The 20,622-nt window shown below is 52.3% G+C and carries 30 protein-coding genes; all 30 read right to left on the minus strand.

The features are described 5' to 3' along the window. Window positions 1-23: 23 nt before the first annotated feature. Complete coding sequence (locus tag OMP38_RS35855) at window positions 24-410, minus strand: aggregation-promoting factor C-terminal-like domain-containing protein (protein ID WP_420869694.1); 387 nt, start codon at window positions 408-410, stop codon at window positions 24-26. Beyond that, a complete protein-coding gene (locus OMP38_RS14415) occupies window positions 407-2,116 on the minus strand; it encodes a hypothetical protein (protein ID WP_277565751.1) in 1,710 nt (569 codons plus the stop codon). The genes OMP38_RS35855 and OMP38_RS14415 overlap by 4 nt, the downstream gene beginning before the upstream one ends. Window positions 2,117-2,455: 339 nt before the next feature. Continuing rightward, window positions 2,456-2,788 (minus strand): S1 family peptidase, encoded by a 333-nt coding sequence (locus OMP38_RS35860; protein WP_420869653.1) that lies wholly within the window; start codon window positions 2,786-2,788, stop codon window positions 2,456-2,458. Continuing rightward, window positions 2,673-3,245: a stalk domain-containing protein gene (locus OMP38_RS14420; protein WP_277565752.1), complete on the minus strand. Its 573-nt coding sequence runs from the start codon at window positions 3,243-3,245 to the stop codon at window positions 2,673-2,675. The genes OMP38_RS35860 and OMP38_RS14420 overlap by 116 nt, the downstream gene beginning before the upstream one ends. Before the next feature lie 54 nt (window positions 3,246-3,299). Next, the gene (locus tag OMP38_RS14425; protein ID WP_277565753.1) at window positions 3,300-3,467 is read right to left on the minus strand and encodes a hypothetical protein; all 168 of its coding nucleotides are present in this window, start codon (window positions 3,465-3,467) and stop codon (window positions 3,300-3,302) included. A gap of 2 nt (window positions 3,468-3,469) precedes the next feature. Continuing rightward, a complete protein-coding gene (locus tag OMP38_RS14430) occupies window positions 3,470-3,793 on the minus strand; it encodes a hypothetical protein (RefSeq protein WP_277565754.1) in 324 nt (107 codons plus the stop codon). Window positions 3,794-3,804: 11 nt separating this feature from the next. Beyond that, window positions 3,805-4,728, minus strand: coding sequence for a hypothetical protein (locus OMP38_RS14435; protein ID WP_277565755.1), 924 nt, complete (start codon window positions 4,726-4,728; stop codon window positions 3,805-3,807). A 12-nt stretch (window positions 4,729-4,740) separates the two neighbouring features. Next, the gene (locus OMP38_RS14440; RefSeq protein WP_277565756.1) at window positions 4,741-6,612 is read right to left on the minus strand and encodes a hypothetical protein; all 1,872 of its coding nucleotides are present in this window, start codon (window positions 6,610-6,612) and stop codon (window positions 4,741-4,743) included. 296 nt (window positions 6,613-6,908) lie between these two features. Beyond that, the gene (locus OMP38_RS14445; protein WP_277565757.1) at window positions 6,909-7,199 is read right to left on the minus strand and encodes a hypothetical protein; all 291 of its coding nucleotides are present in this window, start codon (window positions 7,197-7,199) and stop codon (window positions 6,909-6,911) included. A 5-nt stretch (window positions 7,200-7,204) separates the two neighbouring features. Next, a complete protein-coding gene (locus OMP38_RS14450; RefSeq protein ID WP_277565758.1) occupies window positions 7,205-7,588 on the minus strand; it encodes a 2,3-dihydroxybenzoate--AMP ligase in 384 nt (127 codons plus the stop codon). 69 nt (window positions 7,589-7,657) lie between these two features. After that, window positions 7,658-8,833, minus strand: a complete 1,176-nt coding sequence (locus OMP38_RS14455; RefSeq protein ID WP_277565759.1) for a phage major capsid protein — start codon at window positions 8,831-8,833, stop codon at window positions 7,658-7,660. A gap of 14 nt (window positions 8,834-8,847) precedes the next feature. Next, window positions 8,848-9,645: an MFS transporter gene (locus OMP38_RS14460; protein WP_277565760.1), complete on the minus strand. Its 798-nt coding sequence runs from the start codon at window positions 9,643-9,645 to the stop codon at window positions 8,848-8,850. Between the two features lie 100 nt (window positions 9,646-9,745). Then, entirely contained in the window at window positions 9,746-11,389 is a 1,644-nt protein-coding gene (locus tag OMP38_RS14465) for a portal protein (RefSeq protein WP_277565761.1), read from the minus strand. A 58-nt stretch (window positions 11,390-11,447) separates the two neighbouring features. Beyond that, entirely contained in the window at window positions 11,448-11,879 is a 432-nt protein-coding gene (locus tag OMP38_RS14470; RefSeq protein ID WP_277565762.1) for a portal protein, read from the minus strand. 29 nt (window positions 11,880-11,908) lie between these two features. Further along, window positions 11,909-12,148, minus strand: coding sequence for a hypothetical protein (locus OMP38_RS14475; RefSeq protein ID WP_277565763.1), 240 nt, complete (start codon window positions 12,146-12,148; stop codon window positions 11,909-11,911). Between the two features lie 148 nt (window positions 12,149-12,296). Beyond that, window positions 12,297-12,530, minus strand: a complete 234-nt coding sequence (locus OMP38_RS14480; RefSeq protein WP_277565764.1) for a hypothetical protein — start codon at window positions 12,528-12,530, stop codon at window positions 12,297-12,299. Beyond that, window positions 12,527-12,769, minus strand: coding sequence for a hypothetical protein (locus tag OMP38_RS14485; RefSeq protein WP_277565765.1), 243 nt, complete (start codon window positions 12,767-12,769; stop codon window positions 12,527-12,529). The genes OMP38_RS14480 and OMP38_RS14485 overlap by 4 nt, the downstream gene beginning before the upstream one ends. Window positions 12,770-12,790: 21 nt before the next feature. Continuing rightward, window positions 12,791-13,714 (minus strand): hypothetical protein, encoded by a 924-nt coding sequence (locus tag OMP38_RS14490; RefSeq protein ID WP_277565766.1) that lies wholly within the window; start codon window positions 13,712-13,714, stop codon window positions 12,791-12,793. Window positions 13,715-13,757: 43 nt separating this feature from the next. Next, window positions 13,758-14,258 carry a terminase large subunit domain-containing protein gene (locus tag OMP38_RS14495; protein WP_277565767.1) on the minus strand — a complete coding sequence of 167 codons (501 nt, stop codon included), beginning with the start codon at window positions 14,256-14,258 and terminating at the stop codon, window positions 13,758-13,760. Beyond that, window positions 14,258-14,650, minus strand: coding sequence for a phBC6A51 family helix-turn-helix protein (locus OMP38_RS14500; protein WP_277565768.1), 393 nt, complete (start codon window positions 14,648-14,650; stop codon window positions 14,258-14,260). Before OMP38_RS14500 ends, OMP38_RS14495 begins: the two co-directional genes overlap by 1 nt. Before the next feature lie 109 nt (window positions 14,651-14,759). Then, entirely contained in the window at window positions 14,760-15,008 is a 249-nt protein-coding gene (locus tag OMP38_RS14505; protein WP_277565769.1) for a hypothetical protein, read from the minus strand. A 664-nt stretch (window positions 15,009-15,672) separates the two neighbouring features. Next, window positions 15,673-16,074 carry an RNA polymerase sigma factor sigma-70 region 4 domain-containing protein gene (locus OMP38_RS14510; protein ID WP_277565770.1) on the minus strand — a complete coding sequence of 134 codons (402 nt, stop codon included), beginning with the start codon at window positions 16,072-16,074 and terminating at the stop codon, window positions 15,673-15,675. 68 nt (window positions 16,075-16,142) lie between these two features. Next, window positions 16,143-17,120: a hypothetical protein gene (locus OMP38_RS14515; RefSeq protein ID WP_277565771.1), complete on the minus strand. Its 978-nt coding sequence runs from the start codon at window positions 17,118-17,120 to the stop codon at window positions 16,143-16,145. A gap of 356 nt (window positions 17,121-17,476) precedes the next feature. Continuing rightward, on the minus strand, window positions 17,477-17,614 hold the full coding sequence (locus OMP38_RS14520) for a hypothetical protein (RefSeq protein ID WP_277565772.1): 138 nt from the start codon (window positions 17,612-17,614) through the stop codon (window positions 17,477-17,479). A gap of 150 nt (window positions 17,615-17,764) precedes the next feature. Beyond that, window positions 17,765-18,157: a BC1872 family protein gene (locus OMP38_RS14525; protein WP_277565773.1), complete on the minus strand. Its 393-nt coding sequence runs from the start codon at window positions 18,155-18,157 to the stop codon at window positions 17,765-17,767. Between the two features lie 33 nt (window positions 18,158-18,190). After that, complete coding sequence (locus OMP38_RS14530; RefSeq protein ID WP_277565774.1) at window positions 18,191-18,352, minus strand: hypothetical protein; 162 nt, start codon at window positions 18,350-18,352, stop codon at window positions 18,191-18,193. Next, on the minus strand, window positions 18,349-18,687 hold the full coding sequence (locus OMP38_RS14535) for a DUF1064 domain-containing protein (RefSeq protein ID WP_277565775.1): 339 nt from the start codon (window positions 18,685-18,687) through the stop codon (window positions 18,349-18,351). Before OMP38_RS14535 ends, OMP38_RS14530 begins: the two co-directional genes overlap by 4 nt. 347 nt (window positions 18,688-19,034) lie before the next feature. Continuing rightward, window positions 19,035-19,526: a hypothetical protein gene (locus tag OMP38_RS14540; RefSeq protein WP_277565776.1), complete on the minus strand. Its 492-nt coding sequence runs from the start codon at window positions 19,524-19,526 to the stop codon at window positions 19,035-19,037. Window positions 19,527-20,055: 529 nt separating this feature from the next. Further along, on the minus strand, window positions 20,056-20,223 hold the full coding sequence (locus tag OMP38_RS14545; RefSeq protein ID WP_277565777.1) for a hypothetical protein: 168 nt from the start codon (window positions 20,221-20,223) through the stop codon (window positions 20,056-20,058). Next, window positions 20,144-20,458, minus strand: coding sequence for a helix-turn-helix domain-containing protein (locus OMP38_RS35865; protein WP_420869695.1), 315 nt, complete (start codon window positions 20,456-20,458; stop codon window positions 20,144-20,146). The genes OMP38_RS14545 and OMP38_RS35865 overlap by 80 nt, the downstream gene beginning before the upstream one ends. Between the last annotated feature and the right edge of the window lie 164 nt (window positions 20,459-20,622).

Here is a 20,622-nt window from a genome sequence, read left to right on the forward strand (position 1 = left end):
AGTCATCATCCTACATCATCCTCCTAGTAATATCCGTTCTTGTCCCAGAAAGCTAGCGCTTTTTCGGGTGTTCCGTACCTATCCTTAATATACTTCAGGCCAGCAACAGCCTGTTGATACGGATCAGACCAATCAATCTTCGAGCCGCCGTAGTTCTTGCGCGTCGAGTCAAGGAACTGAAATAACCCCTTAGCCGACGACTTGTGGTTTGCTGCGCTGCTATTGAAGCTAGATTCTCGAGCGACCAATTCTTCAACCGCCCTCGTCCACGATGAGTCATACCCACCATCGGCAATGGCTGCTTTAATTGCACCCGAAGCTGCGGCGTAATTCTTCGGGTTCGCTTTCGCGTCCTTATCAGCCTTGTAGTAGTTGGTGTAAGCCCCTCCGCCGCTAGAGGGGCTACTCAGTTTCCCGCCGGCTTAGCAGGCACTTGGCCGTTCCAAGGGATGCCATATCGTTGGTACATCAACCACATATTATAACTGTCGAGCCCGGAGTTCAGTATGACCGATGCTAACGAATCTGTATTTACTATTTTCCCATCCTCATCGCGCGTTACCATCTTATCCGTATAATCAGCCACGGATTGAGCCGAAGGAGCCTGTGTAGCGTTCTTTTGATCCAACGACTTCTGGAACTGACTAGCGTCCTGATTGTAATTCGCCCAGAACTGCGTATTGCCTTGTGACAATTGATCCCGATTAAGCTGCATGTTCTGAGCAAACTGGTATGCGTCCTGCGTTTTCGTACCCTTTGGAAGTCCATACATGCTCGCCAACGAATCCGGGATGGTCCCTGTTTGCTGTGCGACCGTCCATAGATTCTGAAGATCCCGTTGCTGTTGATCCGACGTCTTCGTGCCGTCCGGCAGGTATCCCGTCAATCCCGCCATTGTGATGCCTTGGTTAAACTGCTGATTCGTACCTTCAAGCGTACGAGGCGCAGTCCCGGCCTGAATCTGCCGGAGATACCCGGACGGGTCAGACTGAGGCGACAAGATCATGCCAGCGCGGTCGCCGTATGCCAAGGCGTTATTGATATTCTGCTGCTTACCTGCCAGCGTTGATTGTCCGTTATAGACACCCATGAGTTGTGCAAGCTGAAGCGCTCTATCGTCGAGATATTGGTTGTTATTGATCAACGCATTGGCCTTGCCCGCCTGAATCTCTTTCAACAACGCCAGATCGTCAGCAGAGGCGTTATTATTGATCAAAGACCGTTGCTCCGAGATGTTCTGCAGCGCGTTTGACTGCTGCTGATTGATGTCGTTCAGAGCACCTTGGCGAGCTGCACCCAGTCCGACATTGGCGGTGATGTTCTGGCCGTCGCCGGTCATGCCGTTGTTCGCCACCAACTCCCGAAGTTTCTGCGCGTTCTGCATGTTTACCACATCAGCTTGATTGCGCGAATCATACGCCGATTGGTTCGCTTGCGTTTCCTGCGAGTTCAGGCCTTGTAGCTGCATATCTCTGGCCTTCTTGAGCATCTGTAGCTGCGAATCATATTGGTTGTTGTAGAGCTGTTCGATTAGGGCTTGGTTGCCAGTAGAAGCGAATGTGCCTGCGCCCGGAACGGCTGTATTGCCTGGTGTGGTGCCTGCTCCTTCCAAGACACCTGCAGTTTTACCAGTTAGTGTTTGAAGGTACTTTTCCTGAGCACTCGTGTCTTGGCCCGACGCCTTCCTAGCCGCAATCGCTGCATTAGTCCGCTCAATCTCGCTTTGCCGAAAGGCTGGATCTGATTGCACTTTCTTTGAATCGGCAATCATTTTCAGTCTGGTAACCGTGTCCGACGTGTTGTAGTCTGCTCCTCCGTTGCCCGTAACAGGAGGATTGACCGTGTTGTATAGTGCTTGAGCATTTGAAGATGTTGTACCTGTTCTGGAGGCTGTACCTGCCGCTGCTGCTGGCTGTGGCGCAACAGGCTGTTTCGGCGCTCCGGTATTGGTTGTTGCTGTGTTCGTCTTAGTTGTTGTCGTGTTTGTGGTTGTTGACGGCGTTGTCGCCTTGATGGCGTTGTATTGCGCTAAATTCGCCGAATCCGAAGGCGGCTTCCCTGCTGCGGCTTTGCGCTGAAGCTCGGCCGTAATCTGCGCTTGCGTCATTGTTGCCATGCTTGACCCTCCTTTTTTTGGCATAGAAAAAGCCACCCGGAAGGTGGCAGAAGATGGTATTATATAGTTTGTACGACTCGCCTAGGTGGGATAGGACGCCTCCAGATTGGAGGTGATTCTATGACATTTTCGTTCCAAGAAGTGATGATGCTCGGCATGTTTGTGCTGGCGTTGCTAACTTACTTGAATAAACGGAAATGACCTGCCCAGGTTCGAGCCAGGGGACAGGTCATTTCTTCCATCTGATTCAGTTGGAGGCACGTCCACCGAAGCAGTTGTGCAGGAAGTCGGTGTTGGCCCACCGGCTTCTTTTGTTATTCTAAGCATATCACACCCGTTTTAGACGTTCAATAAACTCTCGAGCACTTTGGATTGGATAGCGCTGTTTAGGTTTAGGTTTTCTTCGATGTAACCATTAATCCCGACGACTTTCCCCGAATCATCAATCAGAATTCCGCCTGAGCTGCCGTGGTCGGTAGCGGCATCGTGTACGATCAAAGAAGCATCGAAGTCCGCAAGCTTGTACTTAACCTGTCCCTCGGTGATCGTGAACCGCCTATGAGGGAACCCAAGGTCGTATACATGCGCTCGATTCTCTGGCACGGCCGTATTCAGTTGCAAGGACGGATGTCCGGGCAAGCGTATGCCAAACAGATCCTTTTTTGGCGTCATTGAACAGCGCGTCCTTGGTCTGCAGCGTCACCGCGTCTTGACTGCTGAACTCTACCCGAATGGTCGAACCGATGCCGGCCACATGCGCGTTTGTAACGAACACATCGCCGTGCGTGATGAAGCCTGAGCCGGTTCCTAGCAGGTTATTCGAAGCATCATATACGTACACCAGACCAACGCTCTCCCCGATCTTGTTAAGCTGCTCTAGCGTAAGCCCCTCAGATGCCGCAGGAGGCGTCGTAACTGTTACCCGGCCATTGGCCTTGTCGTAGGAAGCAGAGCCGCCCAATGCCTCGCCAACGGCCCTAACAGGCACCATTGTCACGCCATTAATGATCTGCGCCTCTGCTTTGACCGTCTGACCGTTGACGACGAGTTGAATGCCCTTATTTGCCCCGTATGCTGTTCCTGCAATCAGAGAAAAAGCGAGCACGCCAAGCGCAATTTTCTTCTTCATCTCGCTACCCCTTTACTAAAGGTATGGTAGCCTCATAATATCAGGCGAAACCCATTATTCGCCAGAAGTTTCTGCAACAGCCTGTGTCGGCTGCGGCGTGTTTACGATCGTATCCGCCTCTTGTTGGGTCAGCCTACGCGGTACGAGGGATTGAATCTGTTCAGCCGTAACCTGATAAAGCAGCCATTGTCCCATGAAGTAGTTAAAGTATACGGTAGACATGATTACATCCCTCCAAAGATGAGATCGTTAATCACCTGCTGCATTTGTTTGATTTGATCTTCCAGTGTTGGCGGAGCAGGAGGGCGAGCGTTCCACTCTGCGTCAAGTTCTGCCTGTGATCTTTCCACGCGCTGCCCATCTTGCCATTTGTACCGGTACTGTCCGCGATCGTTTGTCAGCAACTCCGGCCAGACCTGCGAGAAATGACGCGGACCGCCTTCTTGGATGAGAATATCGCCGTTCTGCGATTCTTCAAAAGCAGATGTGAAACCCTGTTGGATAATTCCGTTTGCGCCTAAACGAATATAAATGTTGTATCCGTCCATGTCTTCCCTCCTCAAAGCTCAGCGTCTGCTGTCCAGCCGAACCAGTATTTAGTACCAACGGTAAACGGATTGGCTCCATCTGATATCCCGGTAAACCCTGCATCTGTAATGCGGTTGGCTAGTACGGTGGTTCCAATTGAATTTGCTGCAAATGCAGTCGAGACTTTACCGGGGCTTCCATTGTAGTCGTAGACGATGGTTGTTGGAGCTATGCGCATCCGAGTGAAGAAGTTTACCTTTGTAGATGCAAGCCCGGTTGTTTCGGCAGAAGCGACTTCTCCGGCTGCGTTATCCAGTTTTTGCACCGGGACGAATCCTGTCGTGTAACAGGTCTGATAATAACGCTGGCAAAGGGCCAATTCCTCCGCAAAACTGCGAGGCTGGAAAGGCATAGCCGATAACCCGGCATTAAACTGTACTCGCGAGAGCGTCCCGACACCAAATTCGACGGTTACGTTTGTGCCTCCGGGAAGCAAGGCTGTGATGCCTGAAGCGGCATATGCGCCACCGTTAATCCTCCCTGTCGCTGTGCCTTGCCAAGATAGCGTATAATTGCCAGACTGCAAGGACGTTCCTTCGATCACCTGCTGCAGCGAACCGGCCGTGATTGTAAGGATTGATTCGCCGCCAGTCGTTGTGAAAGTGTAGGTGCATCCACTCGCGCCAGCCTTGAAGCGATCATGCCCGTATGCGCCGGCAGCGAGGATTACGGTTCCCAACTTTGAGCGCTGATTGACCAGGAAATTGCCGTTAATGATGCCTTGACGCAATATTCCGCTCATTCCAATGGCCGATGACCCACCGCTGTTTAATTCGGCCGCTAATTGATCAAGCAGCGACTGCATAGAGTCTCGAAATGCTGTTTCACTCGCCGGCGTTGTTGGAAACGAAGTCGTATTGCGATAGCCATCAGGCGGATTGAATGAAAATGTCATGAGGCACCTCCCCTATTTAACTTTCTTCACGGCCACATATGGAATTACAAGGCTCAGCAGCGTCAAGTTCTGATTCGCCGTGTTGTTGCTGAATTCGATTTGGAAGTACTCGACTTTCCTCTGCTTGGGCTTCATACGGACAGGCGGCGGATACTGATTGACCGCCCACGACCAGTTAGCCCATGTCGCTTGATCCCAGCGGAACGAGCTGACGTTTACGCTCTCTTGGTCCAAAGTTTGACCGTTCTCGCTTATATATTTGATCGTAAAGAAGCTAAATCCACCGGCTTTCGCTGTAAACCACAGGTAGGAAACGGTCTTGTACCAATCCGGCATGCCGAAATTGAACAATTTTGACCGCCATACACCGTTGATAGCGCCAGAAAAGTCACTCAGTACGGTTGAAAACATTACAAGCCGGCCTAGGGTCCGATCACCGTAATAAATCGTTCGGTTGTCCTGAATCCAGCATGCCGCGTTGATGTTTGTTTGAGGAAACCAAGCTAAAGCTTCTTCGTCTGCCGCCGTATTTCCAGTATTAGCGAACGGCGAAAGCTTGTAGTTCCACACATAAGCCTGATTGCCGACGCAGATCCAGTAATTCGAGCCATCGTCTACGCTTGTCGCTGCTGTCAGGGCCGTCTTCCCAAGATCAAGCAGCCCAGGACGGCCCGATGCGCCGTTGATGTTGCCGCTGATGGGCCTTACATTGCGTTCATCCCGGATCGAAACCTGCACAATGACGAATAGGCCGAGCTCGGAATTGCCGAACACGACGTTATTGTCGATGACCTGGACGCTTCCAGGCATATCACACCCTACAGCGCCATTGATCCAGTACAAGGGGAACGACGCGCCGATCTGATCAGCACCCCAAAAGCCTTGAGTGACTGGGTTCTGATAGATTGTAAAGGCGATGCTTCGTTCTTTCAGATAAACGAGTTTATCGTAATGTTTCGCGCACGCGACAACCGCCTCTGCGCTGCTCCCTACGTCCGAGTATTCATTCTCCGGGAAATAGGTGGGATCTAGCAGCCCACTACGGAACACGCGATTCGGGTAGTTCGGGTTACCCCATAGGAACAGGCGCGTGTCGTTATCTCCGCCGAAGTCGATAATGTACCGGCAGTTCTTGATACGGTTAATGTTGCCGCTGATCGTCTTGTACGCCGTGATCACCACGTTGTTCGTTCCGCTCGATGGTGCGGCGGTAAATGTGACAACCCCGGTCGTTCGGTTTACCGCGAAGTCTGTAGTCTCTACCTTTGCAACGCCGTTAACCGTCGCTGTGACTGCTGTGGCGTCCAATCCCGTTAGCGGTAGGGTGTAAGCCGTTGCCGTACCATTGGCGCTGTACGAGGCTTTAAAGGCCGGTGTAAGAAGGTTAAATTGCTCGAAAGGCGTACCCCCACCTGTTGGCGCATTGGACATCGTAAGCGTCGGCACATAGGCGGCGGCTGTAACCTGCGATGCCGTCAGCGACGAGTCAATGACGATGTAATCCGTGCCGTTCAGGTAGTACAGTTTACCGTTGAATGCAAAAAACGACCCTTTGCTGTTCGCTAGGCCGCTTATGAGAGCTACAGGCGCGCTTGATCCGCTCTGTCGGTAGATAGCCGCACCCCAAGCGAATATCTTATTGCCTCCGAAAAGGCGTCCATACGCCCCGTTAACGCCACCTGCACCGAGAGAGGACGCATAGACGTATCCTTGTCCATCGCGCTTAGAGAGCGTTCCTTGATCGTCTGCGACCATGTTGAGCATGTAGGGCGACTGTGTGTCCCGAAGCTGCGTCGGATCGTATTTATAGCTCGCGCCTCCGTTTATCGCCTGTAACCTCAGTTCGTAGGATTTCGGCGGGCTGGCGCTCGTGAAAATCGGCATATTACCACCTCACTACGGATCTGCCGCGCTTGGGATACTCAATCTCGCGCTTAAAAGACTTGCCGAGACGCTCGTAATAGATGTTGAGCAGCTTATTGGAGATCCCCTCATTCTCGTCAGCGATTACCATGCCGCCAAGATAGTAAGGGATCATGTCTTGCGTATATGGATCAACCTCAAACTCGGTATCGTCCGTCGTTGTGTCGGTGATTGTTGTCGGATATCGGTAATAACGGAGCGTGAAGACGCCAGAGAGCCCGGAGTTGACCCAAAACAGCCCGTCTTCGAGTTTATATTCATAAAAAAGGATAGCTGTTCAGGCGGACGTTACGGAAATCCTTGATGTCAACGGGTAGCGCGTACTTGTCGTAGCCGTCTTCTGTAACGGTTGGCGATGTCGCCGTGGTATCGAGCCTGTATGTAGCGTCGATTCCGACTTTGTCGGATATCTCGCCTTGGCAATAATCCGCCAGATTGTTCATGCGTAGCCGGTAATCGGCGTTCTTCACATCGGAAATGAGCGCCCCGTTGTTGGAGTACTCGTTAATGAGCTGTACGGCCCTTGTCTTGGCCTGTCCCAGGTTCAACCTGATCACCCCGCATTGCCGTAATAGGCAAGTTCCTTCACTGGCCGGTGCATGTCCTTGGCGTATTCACGCGCCAGGTTATCGATTTCAAGCTGCTGCCTGCGTTCTCGTGCCGCATCGGACTCTTGAACCGCCTTTGTAGCCGAAAACCCGGTGACCGTATGAATCTCCCGAATGCGCCGGTATACTCTCGCGTCAAGCGTGGAATACCCGGACTGTGGTATCTTCATGATCGCCGTCTCTGTAACGCCGTCCATAATCAGCCATGTGTTATCGGCCTCTTTGTGCATGACGTACAGGTCCGGGTCGTACTCCTGCAGCCGTTTTTCAATATCGTTGATGTCGTTGATGAAAACGCGTTGATAGCCTTCGAAATAGTGCCGGTTCATCATAATCCCCCCTGAGACATAAGAAAGGAGGGCCTCTAGGACCCTCCAAACCTAATTAATTTCCATATTTTAGTAGCCCGTCGCCATGGTCACCCCGGTTAGAGCGCCGAACGCGTTGCGAGCGTGGCAGACCATCGTGTAGTACCAGAACGCCGTAGCTTCATACGCCGGCGTGTTGGCGACACGGCTGAACATGGAGCCGTCTTCCTCCATGAAGTCCAGTTCGGACGTTTGGTACAGCCCCAGGTCGTCCCAGTTGCCGCCGTAGATCGTGCTGTCCGGCATGTAGCGGTCGACTACCATCGGCAAGCCGTCGAACTCCAGGGCATCATAGCCGCCTTCCAGTTTGATCGAGTTTACGTAGCGCTTGTTCGACTGCAAAAGCGCTTCATATGCCGCGCGTACGCCGTGACCGGCAGAAATCCACTCGACCTTCTTGCCGGATGCGATGTCGATATAGTCGATCATTCGACGAATAGCTGCTTCAGAAATCGCGCCGTTGATTGCGATAACATTCGACTTCCACCACGAGTACGTTCCCGGTGCGAGACCTTGCAGCGTGGACGTTGCCGAGATGATACCGGAAAGGCCCATCGGGTCAAGGTTCAGCGTACCCGAAACCACGGCATAGTCGGTGGCGGCCGTCGTAACTGCTGCGCCGGAAATCGTGATCGTGTCTGCGATCAGGTCAACAGACGTTACCGTTCTGCCCGGTACCGTCACCGTGCCGCCAGAGTTTACGATGTCGATCACCATGCCGACGAAGAATGCCTTTGAGTTGTCGAGGTTCAACGTGTTAACCGTCGTGTTGACAGCGAACGTAGCGAGCTTGCCCGTGCCATCGCCCAGGGATGCACGACGGACATAGTTCTGCATGTCCGTTACAAGGCCCTTAACTTCTGCCTCCATCTCCTTCAGGTACGTGGCCGCGTCCTTCTTCGTCGCCTGGATCGCCGCGTTAGATACCTGCAGGCGGCCATGAATGTAACCAACGTTCCCCGTCGAGCTCTTGTAGGATTGGTTGCCGGCCGTAGGCAGCGTGCCGGTTTCCGTGCCCGAACCGACGCCGGAGTTGCGTCCGAAGTGGTGGGTGATGTTGAAGTTCTTGCCGCCCCCGCCGATCGTCTCAGCCTTTTTCATGAGCTGCTGGATGAAGTAGTTCGAGCCGTTGTTGACTTGCTCCCGGATCTTCGGGATATAGTCGACTTTCAGAGCATCGGCGATTGTAGAGAGTGTTGCTGGCATTGTACATTACTCCTTTAGGATGATTGTTGTTGGGATTTGATGCGGTCTAGTGCGCGCTGGCGCAAATCAGTCCATGAAAGCTTCGATGTATCTTCGTGCACAACACCAGGACTGCCAGAGCCTTCAACACGCGGCCCCTTCTTGCTCTCGAGGTACTCTTTCACGGCGATTTCTTTCGCCTTCTCGGCCGTCTCCCTGGCCTGCGTAAGCTCTTGTTCGAGCTGTTCGGCCCTGAGTGCCTTGTAAGCCACTTGGTAGTTCTGCAGGCCGTTTTCGATCATGTAAGCCTCGATCTCGTCAGCATTCGCGCCCTTCTCGGATGCGAAGGCGGCGATCTCGGATTTAAAATTGGTGTACCAGTTGTGAAGCTCTTGCTGCTTTTCGATCTCGTCCGCTTTGGCCGCTTTTTCTTCCAGAACTTCAAGGCGGCGCTGCATTTCCGGTGTGATCGCGTTCTGCTCTGCGCGTTGTTGTAGGCGTTCCATTTCGATTTGCTCCTTGAGCGTCATGGCGTCTACTCCGTTAAGTTCCTGGAGATAAGCGCTCAGCTCTTTGTGCACATCGTAGTCGCCGTACTTCTCGCGTACTTCCTGCTCCCACTTCTCTCGTTCAGCTTTGATCGCCTTTTCGCTATGCTCACGCAGGCGCTTGGCGAACGAGCTTTCGGTTTCCGTGGGTGTTTCTTCCGCTGGTGCTTCCTGTGTCGGGGCGGTCCCTTCACTAACGACCTCTTCGGTCGTCCCTTCAACGCTAGGGGCAGCACCAATATCCCCATCCATTTCATAGAGGGGATGTAATCGGAATTCGAACATATAAAATCCTCCTTGTGTGGGCGGCGCAACTCCACACGATCAACGCCGCAACGAATTAGATTGCAGATGAAAGGGCTACCGCTGCTCTGCGATAGCCCCGTTAAAGCCTTGTTTTCATTTGTGCTGTTTGAAGCGCCGTATTCGCCCGTAGAGCCTCGCTGTTGGCCTTGGCCTGGTTGTCCACCTGCTTCATCTCGAGCGCCCTCTGATGCTGCTTGTCGGCCTCTTCCGCTTGTGCTGCTTGTTGCTCTTGTGCCGCCGCCGCTTGTTGTTGCATCTCAGCTTGTGCCGGAGCGTTGATCGCATCGATGTGCTGCTGTACGTGCATATCAACGAGCGCTCGCATTTGATCGGTAAGCTCTTGCCGGTAAACCGACGACTTCCTAAACAGATTGTGATTGTACAGATGCACCGTGTGGTCGTCAGAGTCCCACACCTTCGGCATGCCGGGGATCGGCTGCGGCGGTAGCTGTGGGTTCTGTACGCCTTGCATAGCGAGTTCCTGCGTATTCATGTTGAATGCCTGCCACTCGGCCAGATACTGCGCCACAAGTTCTTGTGCCTGCGGATCTTGGTTCGTGTCTTCAAACTGCTTGTTCTCCATCTTGGAATTGTTCTCGTCGAGCTGCTTTTGCTCGAACAGCTCGTTGGAGTCGCCGAGCCCAAGCATTCGCAGGAGCGTATTGGAGTCTGGCTGCCCCTGGTCGTTGACGATCGCGCCCTTGTCCCACAGCGTTAAGATGCGCTCTTGCTGCGCGGACTTCATCTCTGGCAGGCTCGAGCCTTGAATGATGTTAATGTCCTCTTCGCCGCTCAGGTCCGATCCGGTGAAGCTGACAAGCTCGATCTCGTTGTCTGCCCCAAGAATGCGTCCCATCCGCTCCTCCGTGTAATGCTTCTTCATCAGCCGGAGCACGCGTTTGAGGAGTTTCTTCATGCCGCGCTCGTAGTTCTGCGAGTTGACGGCCATCTTCTCGTTTTCCTGCTCAACCATGAGCTGCAAGCCGGATGCGGTGTCCAGACCGGCAGGCAATCGCCCTTGGCTGACCTCTCGAGCGCCAGACATGTCGTCAATCATTCGGTTATAGTACTCGATCACCCGGTCAAATCCGTTCGGTAGATCCGCACCCGGCACACGTTGCACCGCGCCACCATTTGAGGCGTTGTATTCGATGATGCCGCTGATCTCGTCGTTTAGCTGATCCTCGTCGACGTTGCTTCCCAAGGGCACGAGCCACTTGGTAGAACCCATCTTCTTCATGTTCGTCGCCATCATCGTCAGCATGATGTTGAGATTGCGCTGAATGGGCAGCATCGCCTCGATAAACGCTTTGTACTTCACGCTACCCGGGATCGGGATGTCGCCGAAGATGATATACGGGATCTCGCCTGCGTTTTCGTCTGAGTCCAAGTATTCCGACCGTGTCGTCGTCACCTTGAGCCCATTCGGGTACTTCTTACACGGCTTCATCCAGAGTTCGCGGACCATGACCATGTGCTTATTCTTCTTCGTGGCATCAATGCCGTTGGAATACTGCTGCGTTACGTCGAAGCTCGGCGCATACGATACGTTCTCGTCCGCCTGAACCTCTTTGCCGTACTTCTCCTTGACGTAATCAATGTCTCGCGGCTTCTCCTCGACAATCCAACGAATTTCGTCGTCAGTCGTGGCCGCTGGGTCAATGAACAGTGTTAGCGGATCGCATATCCTGCAGCGAATCTCGCCGGTATGGATGGATTGCATATCTTTCTCGTAGCCCGGTTCGCCCTCTTCAGGCGTGATGTCCTGCCCTGCCTCGGGATCAAAAAAAGACCTTAGCCGCGCAATATCCCTTAACGTCGTTGTTAAGGTGTATATCGCGTGTCTTAAGGTCCATTTCCTCTTCGTCCCACCAGGAGTGAATGAACTTCGTGCCGGCTTTTGCTACCTCGATCCGGTCTTGATCGTTCGTGTCTGGTGTAACGTCGTATTTGATGCGGTTCTTGGTCTGCTTGGCTAGCTTGACCTGTACCCTTTGCCCGATAACATTGTGAGTGATGCGTTCCTGACCGTCATCGATCGGTAATTCTCGGATAGTCCGGGCTGATCTGTCCCACCCGATCCACTGATTGCCTACGTAATAGTTCAGATTGATGAGCATTTGCTTGCGCATCGCCCAATCTTCGCCTTGCTTCTTCAGCTCTTCGACCTTCTGCACCCATTCCGTCTCGCTCAACGTCTTCTTATCGTCCATTTCACACCCCCTTTCGCTGCCTTTGCGCCTTATTCAGCCGTTTTGGGCTTTGGCCCTCTACGTTTAGGCGTCGTGCCGTCTGCAGCGCCTTCTGTGCCTTCCTGCGGCGTCAGGATGATGTCGTACCCCGGGATGGTCAGCTCGGAGACATCGACTGGCAGGAATGCGAATGTATTGTCTACCTCTGCCTTCCTCTCGTTCATCTCTTCGAGTGATTCCGCAGCGGCGTATGCGATGGTGTTGCCGATCTCAAGCTTGAATAGTTTCATGGTGGTTCCCCCCTGTCTACTTCTTTCACACATGCGAGCACTTCGTGAACTAAGGAGTGTGCTACCGTCTCTGGCGAGCTACGCTCTATAGCATCGGGGTGGACAAACACACAGCAATCAACGCCCTTGTACTTGAACCCAACCTGGATCATACCGGTATCAAATCCCCTTCCCGTTTTGGCTCTTCCTTCTGCGCCTTGATGACCTTAACCTCGGCCTGCTTGTAATGGTCGAAACTAGGCGCTTGAATGCGATCTAGCAGCTTCTGACGCTCCTCCTGCAGGCTCTCCACGTGCCTGCGGTGGTCTTGCCTGTCTTTGTGCATAAACAGCAAAAGAACGCCGATAACGGCGCTCAGGATGGCGTAGACGGTATAGGTCATTTCTTGCTCTCTTTCTGCTGCTTCCGCTCGGCATCGTCAGCGCGCTTCTTTCTGACTCTCTCCAGCTCAGCAAATGCGTTTTGGAACTGCTGCACCACTAGATGCACCTCATTCTCGATCTTGCGATCAAATACAAGGTTGGCAATGATGTCCTCGCCGTACACATCGTCTTGCGTGATCTTGACGCCGACCTGCTCGGGATGGGCCGGAATATCGATGCCCGATTCAAGCGTGATCATGGTTGCACCCCCTGGATATTGTCATTTACATTTACCCATTAAACGGCTGCTATACCCTTTTTTTGGCTTACCTTGCTTGGCGATGTTTCGGCGCACTCTTGCTTCAGGGCTGATGTCCGGAACCTTTGGAAGTGGCTTGGTCGGTGACGGCCTGCTCATCACTCCATACCTCAGTGCGTCGGGCGCATGGTCCAAAGGATGCTCTGCAACATCCTCGGGGTACGTATCATCTACGACCATGCTCGGTAGCGCCTCGATCAAGCCCCGGCAGTTGTTGAATATCTTAAGCCGCGCAGCCTTGTAAGTCTCTCCGCTGACCGGGTCCGTCTCATCGAATGGGTGTAGCCATTCCCTCACACGCTTCCATCCGTTGACGCGCTCTTTGGTAGCTTGGATCATCGGTATGCCCTTCTGAGCGAACACCTCGAAAGGTGCCTCTCCGCTCGTCTTTCCCTTGTTCCAGAACGATGTATCTCCTACGGTGTAGTCGATGTGCTCATCTTGTGGAGACATCGCTATTACCTTGTCCGCCTGCTCGCTAGATAACAGCTTGGATTGGATCAGCTCGCGGTAGATGTACAAGTTCCCTTCGCGATCTATCGCCCCCCACAAGCATACAAACGGGTCATTGTAGCCCTCGTCCATCATCCTGAACCGTTTCCAGTCACTCGGAATGGTGAATGGCTCTACGACGTGTATAGCGCGGCTGAACTCGCTGAAGTATTGGCCGGCGAATGTATCCCAGTCACCCTCAAGGAGCTGCTTGCGTTCTGCGTCCGACAGCGCCATGAGCCTTGCCACATACCCTGGGTCATTCTCGATTAAAGCTTTATTATCAAACACATTGGCCGGGATGAAGATTCGCTTACGCTTGATCGGCTGACCTGCATTCGGCGTCCCTTCCGGCCAGTGTAATGGGTTGCCGTTGTCGTCGTATTCCTGCACGTCGTGTACTTCTTCAGGTGGACCAATGTCGATGAAACGACGCTTAACCCATGAGTGGCCGACGCCCCCCTGGGTTGGTTGTGCTCTTTACCGCTCTCGGGTATGGCTTGCTTCCCCGGAGACGCGAAAGCATGTATACGTACCATCGTTCCTCGAATTGCGTTAACTCTTCCCAACGGATCTGATCGTACTCCGCGCCCTGGTAGTTCATGTAGTTCGAATCGTTGTCCCAGTAGGCAAGCTCAATCACGCTGCCGTTGATGAACACCCATTCATGCTTTGACTGGTTGTACTTCCCCAGTTCCTTCGGGTACACCTGCAACGTCCGCATGATGATCGATCGTTGTAAGTCGGGGAATGTCCGCCTGAATACGACCTGCCGGCTGTTCGGGTACTGCAACGCATATTTAAGCGCGTCCCAAATCGTAGCTTCTGACTTCCCTCCGCCAGCTGCGCCGCCATATAGAAGCTCGTCCACGTCCTTGGCTTGATGGTACTTCGCTTGTCGCGGCTGCGGCTTGTATGGAATGACTAGTGTCGCCATTAGCCCATACCCGCATCAAAAATGACGTTTAACGTTGCTTCGGCAGTGATGTCTTGCTTGACCTCTTTCTTCTCGGTGTATATGCCAGCCATCTCTAGCAGCATTTTTCGGTCGTTATGGTTGCTTGCGGATTCTGTAGCAAACCGTATCGTTGCATTCAGGATGTCTCCGACATGCGCTTTAACCAGGTCCATCCTTAGCTTATTGTAGTAGGTAACAAATTCGGGCTTTTTCCAAATGTCGTAGTAATGCCTTTGGCTAATCCCGGCCATCTCGCACTTCTCAACTACGTTTAAGTCTTTGTTCGCAGGATCGACAATGACTTCAAGCAGTTTCAATTCTGCTTTTGTTGGTACATATGCGAGATTTTCTTGCAGTTTTTCCGCTGCCATCAGTCACTCACCTCCCGATTATCGTCCTTACTGCAAAATAGATGATGGTGATGATTAGTAGTGCTAGGTAGATCAATGCGATTTGCACTAATTTACGCACATTTTTGTATTAACCCTGTAATCCCGGCCATTTGCTTTGATTGTTCATCACGTACGCGTAAGTTCCTACGCCGTTGCACGCGCCGCTGCAGTTGCATGGATATGGAGCATTCGGGCACTTGCGGCCAGTAATCGCTCCCTCTAGCTGCTTCTTGATCCAGTCCGTGTTCTGCGTGTTCTTTTCTTCTCGCAGCCGCATGTACTCGTTAATCTCCTGTGGTGTTCCTTCAACCGTCACTCCGTTAATTGTCGCTTTCATTGGGCTCGTCCTCCCCGTACTGCTTTCTCCTGCAGCTCTCGCATCGCTTTATCTGTGGTGGTCCTGTTATGGGCTTCTTGCATCGTAGGCATGATTTGGTGATGGTTCTAGCCATCCGGCCCCCACTTCGTTAGGCTTATTCGTTCGACTCGATGTCCTTCGGCCGTTTAACCGTCAATGTGTATGTAAGTAAGACGCTACGCATCTCCGTTTCAATACCTCTCACGTGCAGTTCTGCTTGTACGCGCCGCAGCATATCATGGTGAACCGATTCGACTGATCGGATGGCATTCATCGTCAATTGATTAGCGATAGCTTCGATCTCAATTGCCGTTGCCTTATCATCGATTTCGAAAGGCCCCACATAGCCACCCTTGCCGCACCTCATGCAAACATATGACCATTCTGCCCCGGCCTTTTGTTTGTATCGATGCACGCCCATCCAACATCTTAGACGCTTCACCTTGTTCACCCCTAAAACAAAAAAGAACCGGGTACGATCACCCGATTCCTGTATTGGATATGGATTTGTTAGCTATGTTCGGAAAACCGAGTGAGCCGCTAGTGTGCAGTCGCCGCACAGCTAAACGGCTCAGCGTCGATTCCCCACGATAAAATTATACCCCGTTATCCCTTGCACATGTGTGCGGATTTATTGCAAGGTTTATGCGCTAAGCATGTGATCGACGTTGGTGATTTCCCATTCGGTAGAGGTCAACGGTTCTAGCGCCACCCTCAGCCGCCGCAACGCCTCTGTGTGCCACCGGGAAATGCTAGAGCAGTGAATATTCTTCTCTTTACCGATCTTCGTCAGAGAGGCATTCTCGCGGTCGATATACTTACGCATTATAACCATGCGCTGATCATCCGTCAGCAGCTCGTTAATCGCCCCGTCGATCATTTCGACGATTCGCGCATACCTCGTTCCGTCCCACTCGTTGGGAAGCATCCGCATACGCTCTGCCTGATACAGCGGTATTCCGAGATCCTGCTTTCCGACGTTCTTCAGAGCGAATTTATAGGATTTGTAGTCCGTCAATAGTTGGATGAGTTGGTCGTTTGTCATGTGTTCGTTCCCCCCTCTCTAGTGACAGTAAAAGCGGCTGTGTTAGAGCCGCCTTACTGGTGATGGATTTATGCTGCTGCTTGTCCGCTTTCCATCCGGTCGACGCGAGCTTTCAGAGCTTCGAACTCTTCTCGCGTAACTGGCGCAACTGCTGTTCCTTCCGTCTGCTCTCCCATGTTCCCCTCAGCCAGTCCGTCGGTAGGCTGTGCATCCGTTGTCTCGTCATACTGAAACTGGGGCACCTCCGGGGGTGCTAGAGACTCGCTAGATTCCTCAACCACGGAATCAGACGCCGGAACTTCGGCAGCAGCGGCCTCTTGGGACTTGCGCTCTTCTTGAAATCGGGCAGCCTCCTCGGGAGTAACCACCCGGTATTTGCCCTTGTAGATCGTCAGGAACTCGATAGGCTCGTCCGTCAGAGCGTCAAGCGCAGTGCTGTGCATACCGCTTTCGACAACGTTGTAAATTGCTTGCTTCTCAGCGTTTGCGGCCGCGATTGCCTTTGCCAGTGCTGCTCCACCGTCAACGTTGCTAGGCAGTCGCTTCGTGTCCGAGCCCGTCGCCTGCGCCTTTGCCGTCTCTGCTTCTGTCTTGTACTTGTCGCGCTCGATCTCGAGATCCGTAATCGTGTTCGCTGCTACTTCGAGCTTTCCACGAACGTCCGACAGATCGGCGCGCGCCTCATCCAGTTCCCGCCTCAGTTGCTCGGCCTGTTGCTTGGCTGCTTGCAATTTCGCCTCGTGAGCGTCGTCGATCTCCATTTTCTCGAGTTGGTACGCAATCGCCAACGCCTGGTAGTTCGCCTCGCTCGAAGTGACAGCCCGGAAATCGACGTTGAACCCAGCTACGGAAATGCTCACGTTTGATTCCTCCGATGTCGCTTCTGCAATAATCGTCTCTTGGTTGGCTAGATTGATCTGCGCTTGAACGTCTCCGTACTCCTGTTGCAGGCGCGCCACCTTTGGGATGTCGTTGGCATTCAATCCTTCTTGGATCTGGACGCTCAGATCGTTCAATTTCGCTTTCAATTCCTCAATCGTCGGCATGTCAATTCCCCTTTTTCAGTTGGTTAATATTCAAAAGTCCAAAAAGTTAAGTAAATGTCCGTTTTTCTTTCATTTTCTCATCCTAGTATAACATTTTCTTCCGAATTCGTATATACTACTGACGCCTTCTGTACGGCAGTATGACGGGCTTTTCGATCACCCTACCGCATGAATCCCGGTACACTTTTCGTTGCGCCTTATCGGCTATGGCGTGGTCGGCGGCTGTCATTTTGGAGCTGGTCACGGGGCCGTTCATCGCCATACCAGCCACCCTACTAACCATCCTGCGCATGATCCGAATAAGATCGATATAGCTAACAGGGCAAAGATTTGCATAGCTAGCTTCCTGTTTTGGTTCACGCTATTCCTCCCGGACCCGGATCGAATGGCTGCTGCTTGCTTTTACGCTTCTTCGCTTCCTGCTCACGCTTCTGCTTTTCATTTCGGAGGCGGTTGATCGATACGATCGGCGTTACCTTGTTGACTCTGCTCATCGGGTATCTCCCTCCAGGTTGGCTTGGTGTAGGCTAATGCCCATCGTTGCAGGCGTTGGTTGATGACGTTGTTCCGGTATTTCAGCAACTCTCGCGGATCATCAAAGCGCTTATCAAAGATCAGGTGCGGTGGCGGTGTGAGTTCACTCTCTAGGATCTCGTAGTCTGCTTCTCGGCTGTACGATCCGTCGCGTATGGAGAAACGATATTTAGGCATTGGACTTCAGGGGGGATCAGATCGTCTGTTATGCCTCTGCCGAATATGTTGTGCTTGTACAGCAATGCGGCCTTGCAGATCGCTTCCGGTGCCGTGTCGCAATCATCGTGGATCATGTATTCGACCTCGCATGCCCATTTCCGGTTGTTGTCGGACCATACCGACACCTTCGTCTCTTGCTCCATCTTCTCGAGCACTGACCATGCGGCGGCAATTGACGTTGAATACGGTATAAAGCCGACGTTTTCCATGCCGAACACCGTCTTTGATACGAGCGCGTCCAGTTCTCTTCCAGGTTGCATTTCTAGAATCGCTCCTCTGTTCACTCTCTCGCCTCCTATACGCCTCGTAGGCGCGTTCTAAGATACCTTTTGGTATAATCCGGCCAACAGCTCTTTCAACGCCTTTACAACCCCTTCTTGGCGGTCACGTGCAGGACACGGAACGTTAATGAATTCCAATCGCTGTTCTGCTCGTTTCAACTCGTCCTCGTAGTGAACAATACGCTCTGCATCTGTCATGCTCGTTCCTCCTTGATGGGGATGCCGTATTTGCTCTCGAAAAGCTTTTTCTTGATCTTGTACGCCTCCGTGCGGACTCCTTTGACGTCTACGACCTCCTGGGAGCCGTCTGGATAGCTGATGAGGAAGTCTGCGACATATTCCACCCCTCGCACCTTACGCCCCGTCTGCGGGTGCCTATATCCGTCTAGCAGCACGTATCGAGGTTGGAGGATGAAGTCTCGTATCTTACCGGCGCGTTTTAATAGCTTGAGCTGGGAATAATAGCGAGCCTCGGCCGCAGAATCGAACTTGTGGCCGTCCACCATTGTCTTGCGTGCGCCGTATTTGCTCATGTGCGGCCCTCCCGTCTGCGTTTTAGGAACTCGATATAGTCCTGCATGATTCCGAGGTATTCGAACGACCTTTGTACGCATTGGTGAATCAAGAAAAGTAGCAAGGTGATAAGTCCAGCCGATCCAGCAGCCATCACGAGCCAGAACATTGCTGTCTCGATGAGGTCTCTCATCTCAGCTCCCTCGCCGTTGTCTCGCGCTCCATCGCTAGTCCGAGTACGCTGTCCTGCAGTCTCTCCACGATTTTGATTGCCTTTTTTTAACGGCAGGTGCTGGCGGTATACAAAACTATTGATTGTGATCGAATATGTTGGCTGCATGTTTATCCGGCCTCCGTTTCACTGGGCTTATTCGTTCGTTTCGATGTCGCTTCGCACAAGTACAAGATCGAAGTAACCTTCCGTTAATAGGTGGTGGATATGAGAAAACGCATCATACTTAAAGCTCGGTCCTTGTCGTCTGGTGGCTTGGCATTCTTTTCCTAGTTTGGTGATTTGATTCTGCAAGAACTCGGTCAATCTTCTCCTGTCGAGCGGAGTGCTATAGATCATTTCCAACTCGTAGCTATCCCTATCCGTTGGAGAAGATAGTTTGAATAGGTCGCTAATGTTCTTCTGATCGCTCTCGCATTCTTTGCGTTTTTCGAGTAATTCGTTATTCTGCCTCTCCAGGGATGCGGATAGTTTTAAAAGGTCCTTGTAACCTTTCTGTCCGTTCTCGTATAGTGCTTTATATTTATCTCTCTCTTCGCGGGCCTCCATGAGTTCATCAAGCATTTTTAGGATGACTTCGGTATTGTTTTTGTTCTTGTCCCTTAGCATCTTAACTTCATCATCCATCGTTATCTCTCCCTCAGGTTGACGTTCTGTCGATTCTCGTACCTAAATTCCCATTCTTGTTCTTCGCGGCCGCGCCGGATGAACTCTTCGAAATCTTGTTCCTCCAGTTGATAGTCATCGAATGGTAAAGGTGAGTTCATATCGCCTGTCCTTCCTCCGGCTCATTTCCCGTACCGTCGCAATTTTGGCAGGTATACCATCCACCTGTCGGGCCTGTGCCATGCTCGTAGCCTCCTGCGCCGCCACAATCCGAACATGGCGGTGGTGGGTTGTTAATTAATGCGAAGTGCGTTACACCGTCCAAGAGGACGCCATCGACGGCTTCCCACTTGTAACCTTTTGTCTTAGATCCGCGCTTGTATCTCAGGGCGTGGTCGGCAATCTTGAACCACTTCCCATTCGTTACAAGGCATTGCGAATGGCTTGGCGGCTGATAGTCAGGGTATCGTTTCCACTCGATCATTCCGATTCTCCTCCAAGCATGGAGGATATAGCTTCGATAACGAAATCTCTGTGTTTCCGGGCGCCCTTACCCGTCAACGTCCATCGTTTTTTTAGGCACCCAATCGTACACCTTGTATCCTGCTACGCGAGATTGTTCGGGGTTCTCGACGTGGTTAATGCCTACTGCGAAGCTGGCCTCCACGTCCACTCCCTTGCCGGTTACTAGGAACCAACGTTTTCCCACTTGATTCACAAATAGGATCATTCCTTATCCCCCCTTGGCGTATTTTGGGCAACAAATCGGACAAGTCGCACCCTAGCGCGTCTGCAAGCTGCACAAGTCGCTCTATTCCGACGTTCTGTCTGCCTGTCTCGATGTTCGCTACACTTGACCGTGTGACACCTATTAGTTCTGCAAGTTCCTCTTGGCGAAAGTATAGGCGCTCACGTCTTTCTCGGACTCTTCTGCCGAGCAGTTTTAAAACCATTCCAGCGTCAGTAGCTTTTGTATTATTCAACTGGCACCAGTTCCTCTTCAAACAAGAATGTCGAGGGTTCTTCAACGATGGAGTAAGTGTACCGTTTCATGTTAGGTTCGTACGACCAGCGATCTATCGTCACAGGAGTTCCCGTCTCTAGCAGCAATACGACT

The organism is Cohnella ginsengisoli, from assembly GCF_029525555.1.
Taxonomy (GTDB): Bacteria; Bacillota; Bacilli; order Paenibacillales; family Paenibacillaceae; genus Cohnella; species Cohnella ginsengisoli.

Excerpts from the sequence above, each read along its gene's own strand:
- OMP38_RS35865 (WP_420869695.1), bottom strand. The coding sequence starts at position 20,458 with ATGGTTTTAAAACTGCTCGGCAGAAGAGTCCGAGAAAGACGTGAGCGC.
- OMP38_RS14420 (WP_277565752.1), bottom strand. The coding sequence starts at position 3,245 with ATGAAGAAGAAAATTGCGCTTGGCGTGCTCGCTTTTTCTCTGATTGCA.
- OMP38_RS14485 (WP_277565765.1), bottom strand. The coding sequence starts at position 12,769 with ATGATCACGCTTGAATCGGGCATCGATATTCCGGCCCATCCCGAGCAG.
- OMP38_RS35860 (WP_420869653.1), bottom strand. The coding sequence starts at position 2,788 with ATGACGCCAAAAAAGGATCTGTTTGGCATACGCTTGCCCGGACATCCG.
- OMP38_RS14455 (WP_277565759.1), bottom strand. The coding sequence starts at position 8,833 with ATGCCAGCAACACTCTCTACAATCGCCGATGCTCTGAAAGTCGACTAT.
- OMP38_RS14430 (WP_277565754.1), bottom strand. The coding sequence starts at position 3,793 with ATGGACGGATACAACATTTATATTCGTTTAGGCGCAAACGGAATTATC.
- OMP38_RS14435 (WP_277565755.1), bottom strand. The coding sequence starts at position 4,728 with ATGACATTTTCATTCAATCCGCCTGATGGCTATCGCAATACGACTTCG.
- OMP38_RS14440 (WP_277565756.1), bottom strand. The coding sequence starts at position 6,612 with ATGCCGATTTTCACGAGCGCCAGCCCGCCGAAATCCTACGAACTGAGG.
- OMP38_RS14425 (WP_277565753.1), bottom strand. The coding sequence starts at position 3,467 with ATGTCTACCGTATACTTTAACTACTTCATGGGACAATGGCTGCTTTAT.
- OMP38_RS14480 (WP_277565764.1), bottom strand. The coding sequence starts at position 12,530 with ATGACCTATACCGTCTACGCCATCCTGAGCGCCGTTATCGGCGTTCTT.
- OMP38_RS14470 (WP_277565762.1), bottom strand. The coding sequence starts at position 11,879 with ATGGACGATAAGAAGACGTTGAGCGAGACGGAATGGGTGCAGAAGGTC.
- OMP38_RS14530 (WP_277565774.1), bottom strand. The coding sequence starts at position 18,352 with ATGACAGATGCAGAGCGTATTGTTCACTACGAGGACGAGTTGAAACGA.
- OMP38_RS14540 (WP_277565776.1), bottom strand. The coding sequence starts at position 19,526 with ATGGATGATGAAGTTAAGATGCTAAGGGACAAGAACAAAAACAATACC.
- OMP38_RS14450 (WP_277565758.1), bottom strand. The coding sequence starts at position 7,588 with ATGAACCGGCACTATTTCGAAGGCTATCAACGCGTTTTCATCAACGAC.
- OMP38_RS14515 (WP_277565771.1), bottom strand. The coding sequence starts at position 17,120 with ATGCCGACGATTGAGGAATTGAAAGCGAAATTGAACGATCTGAGCGTC.
- OMP38_RS14415 (WP_277565751.1), bottom strand. The coding sequence starts at position 2,116 with ATGGCAACAATGACGCAAGCGCAGATTACGGCCGAGCTTCAGCGCAAA.
- OMP38_RS14510 (WP_277565770.1), bottom strand. The coding sequence starts at position 16,074 with ATGACAAACGACCAACTCATCCAACTATTGACGGACTACAAATCCTAT.
- OMP38_RS14535 (WP_277565775.1), bottom strand. The coding sequence starts at position 18,687 with ATGAGCAAATACGGCGCACGCAAGACAATGGTGGACGGCCACAAGTTC.
- OMP38_RS14505 (WP_277565769.1), bottom strand. The coding sequence starts at position 15,008 with ATGAAAGCGACAATTAACGGAGTGACGGTTGAAGGAACACCACAGGAG.
- OMP38_RS14495 (WP_277565767.1), bottom strand. The coding sequence starts at position 14,258 with ATGGCGACACTAGTCATTCCATACAAGCCGCAGCCGCGACAAGCGAAG.
- OMP38_RS14520 (WP_277565772.1), bottom strand. The coding sequence starts at position 17,614 with ATGAGCAGAGTCAACAAGGTAACGCCGATCGTATCGATCAACCGCCTC.
- OMP38_RS14460 (WP_277565760.1), bottom strand. The coding sequence starts at position 9,645 with ATGTTCGAATTCCGATTACATCCCCTCTATGAAATGGATGGGGATATT.
- OMP38_RS14465 (WP_277565761.1), bottom strand. The coding sequence starts at position 11,389 with ATGCAATCCATCCATACCGGCGAGATTCGCTGCAGGATATGCGATCCG.
- OMP38_RS14475 (WP_277565763.1), bottom strand. The coding sequence starts at position 12,148 with ATGAAACTATTCAAGCTTGAGATCGGCAACACCATCGCATACGCCGCT.
- OMP38_RS14500 (WP_277565768.1), bottom strand. The coding sequence starts at position 14,650 with ATGGCAGCGGAAAAACTGCAAGAAAATCTCGCATATGTACCAACAAAA.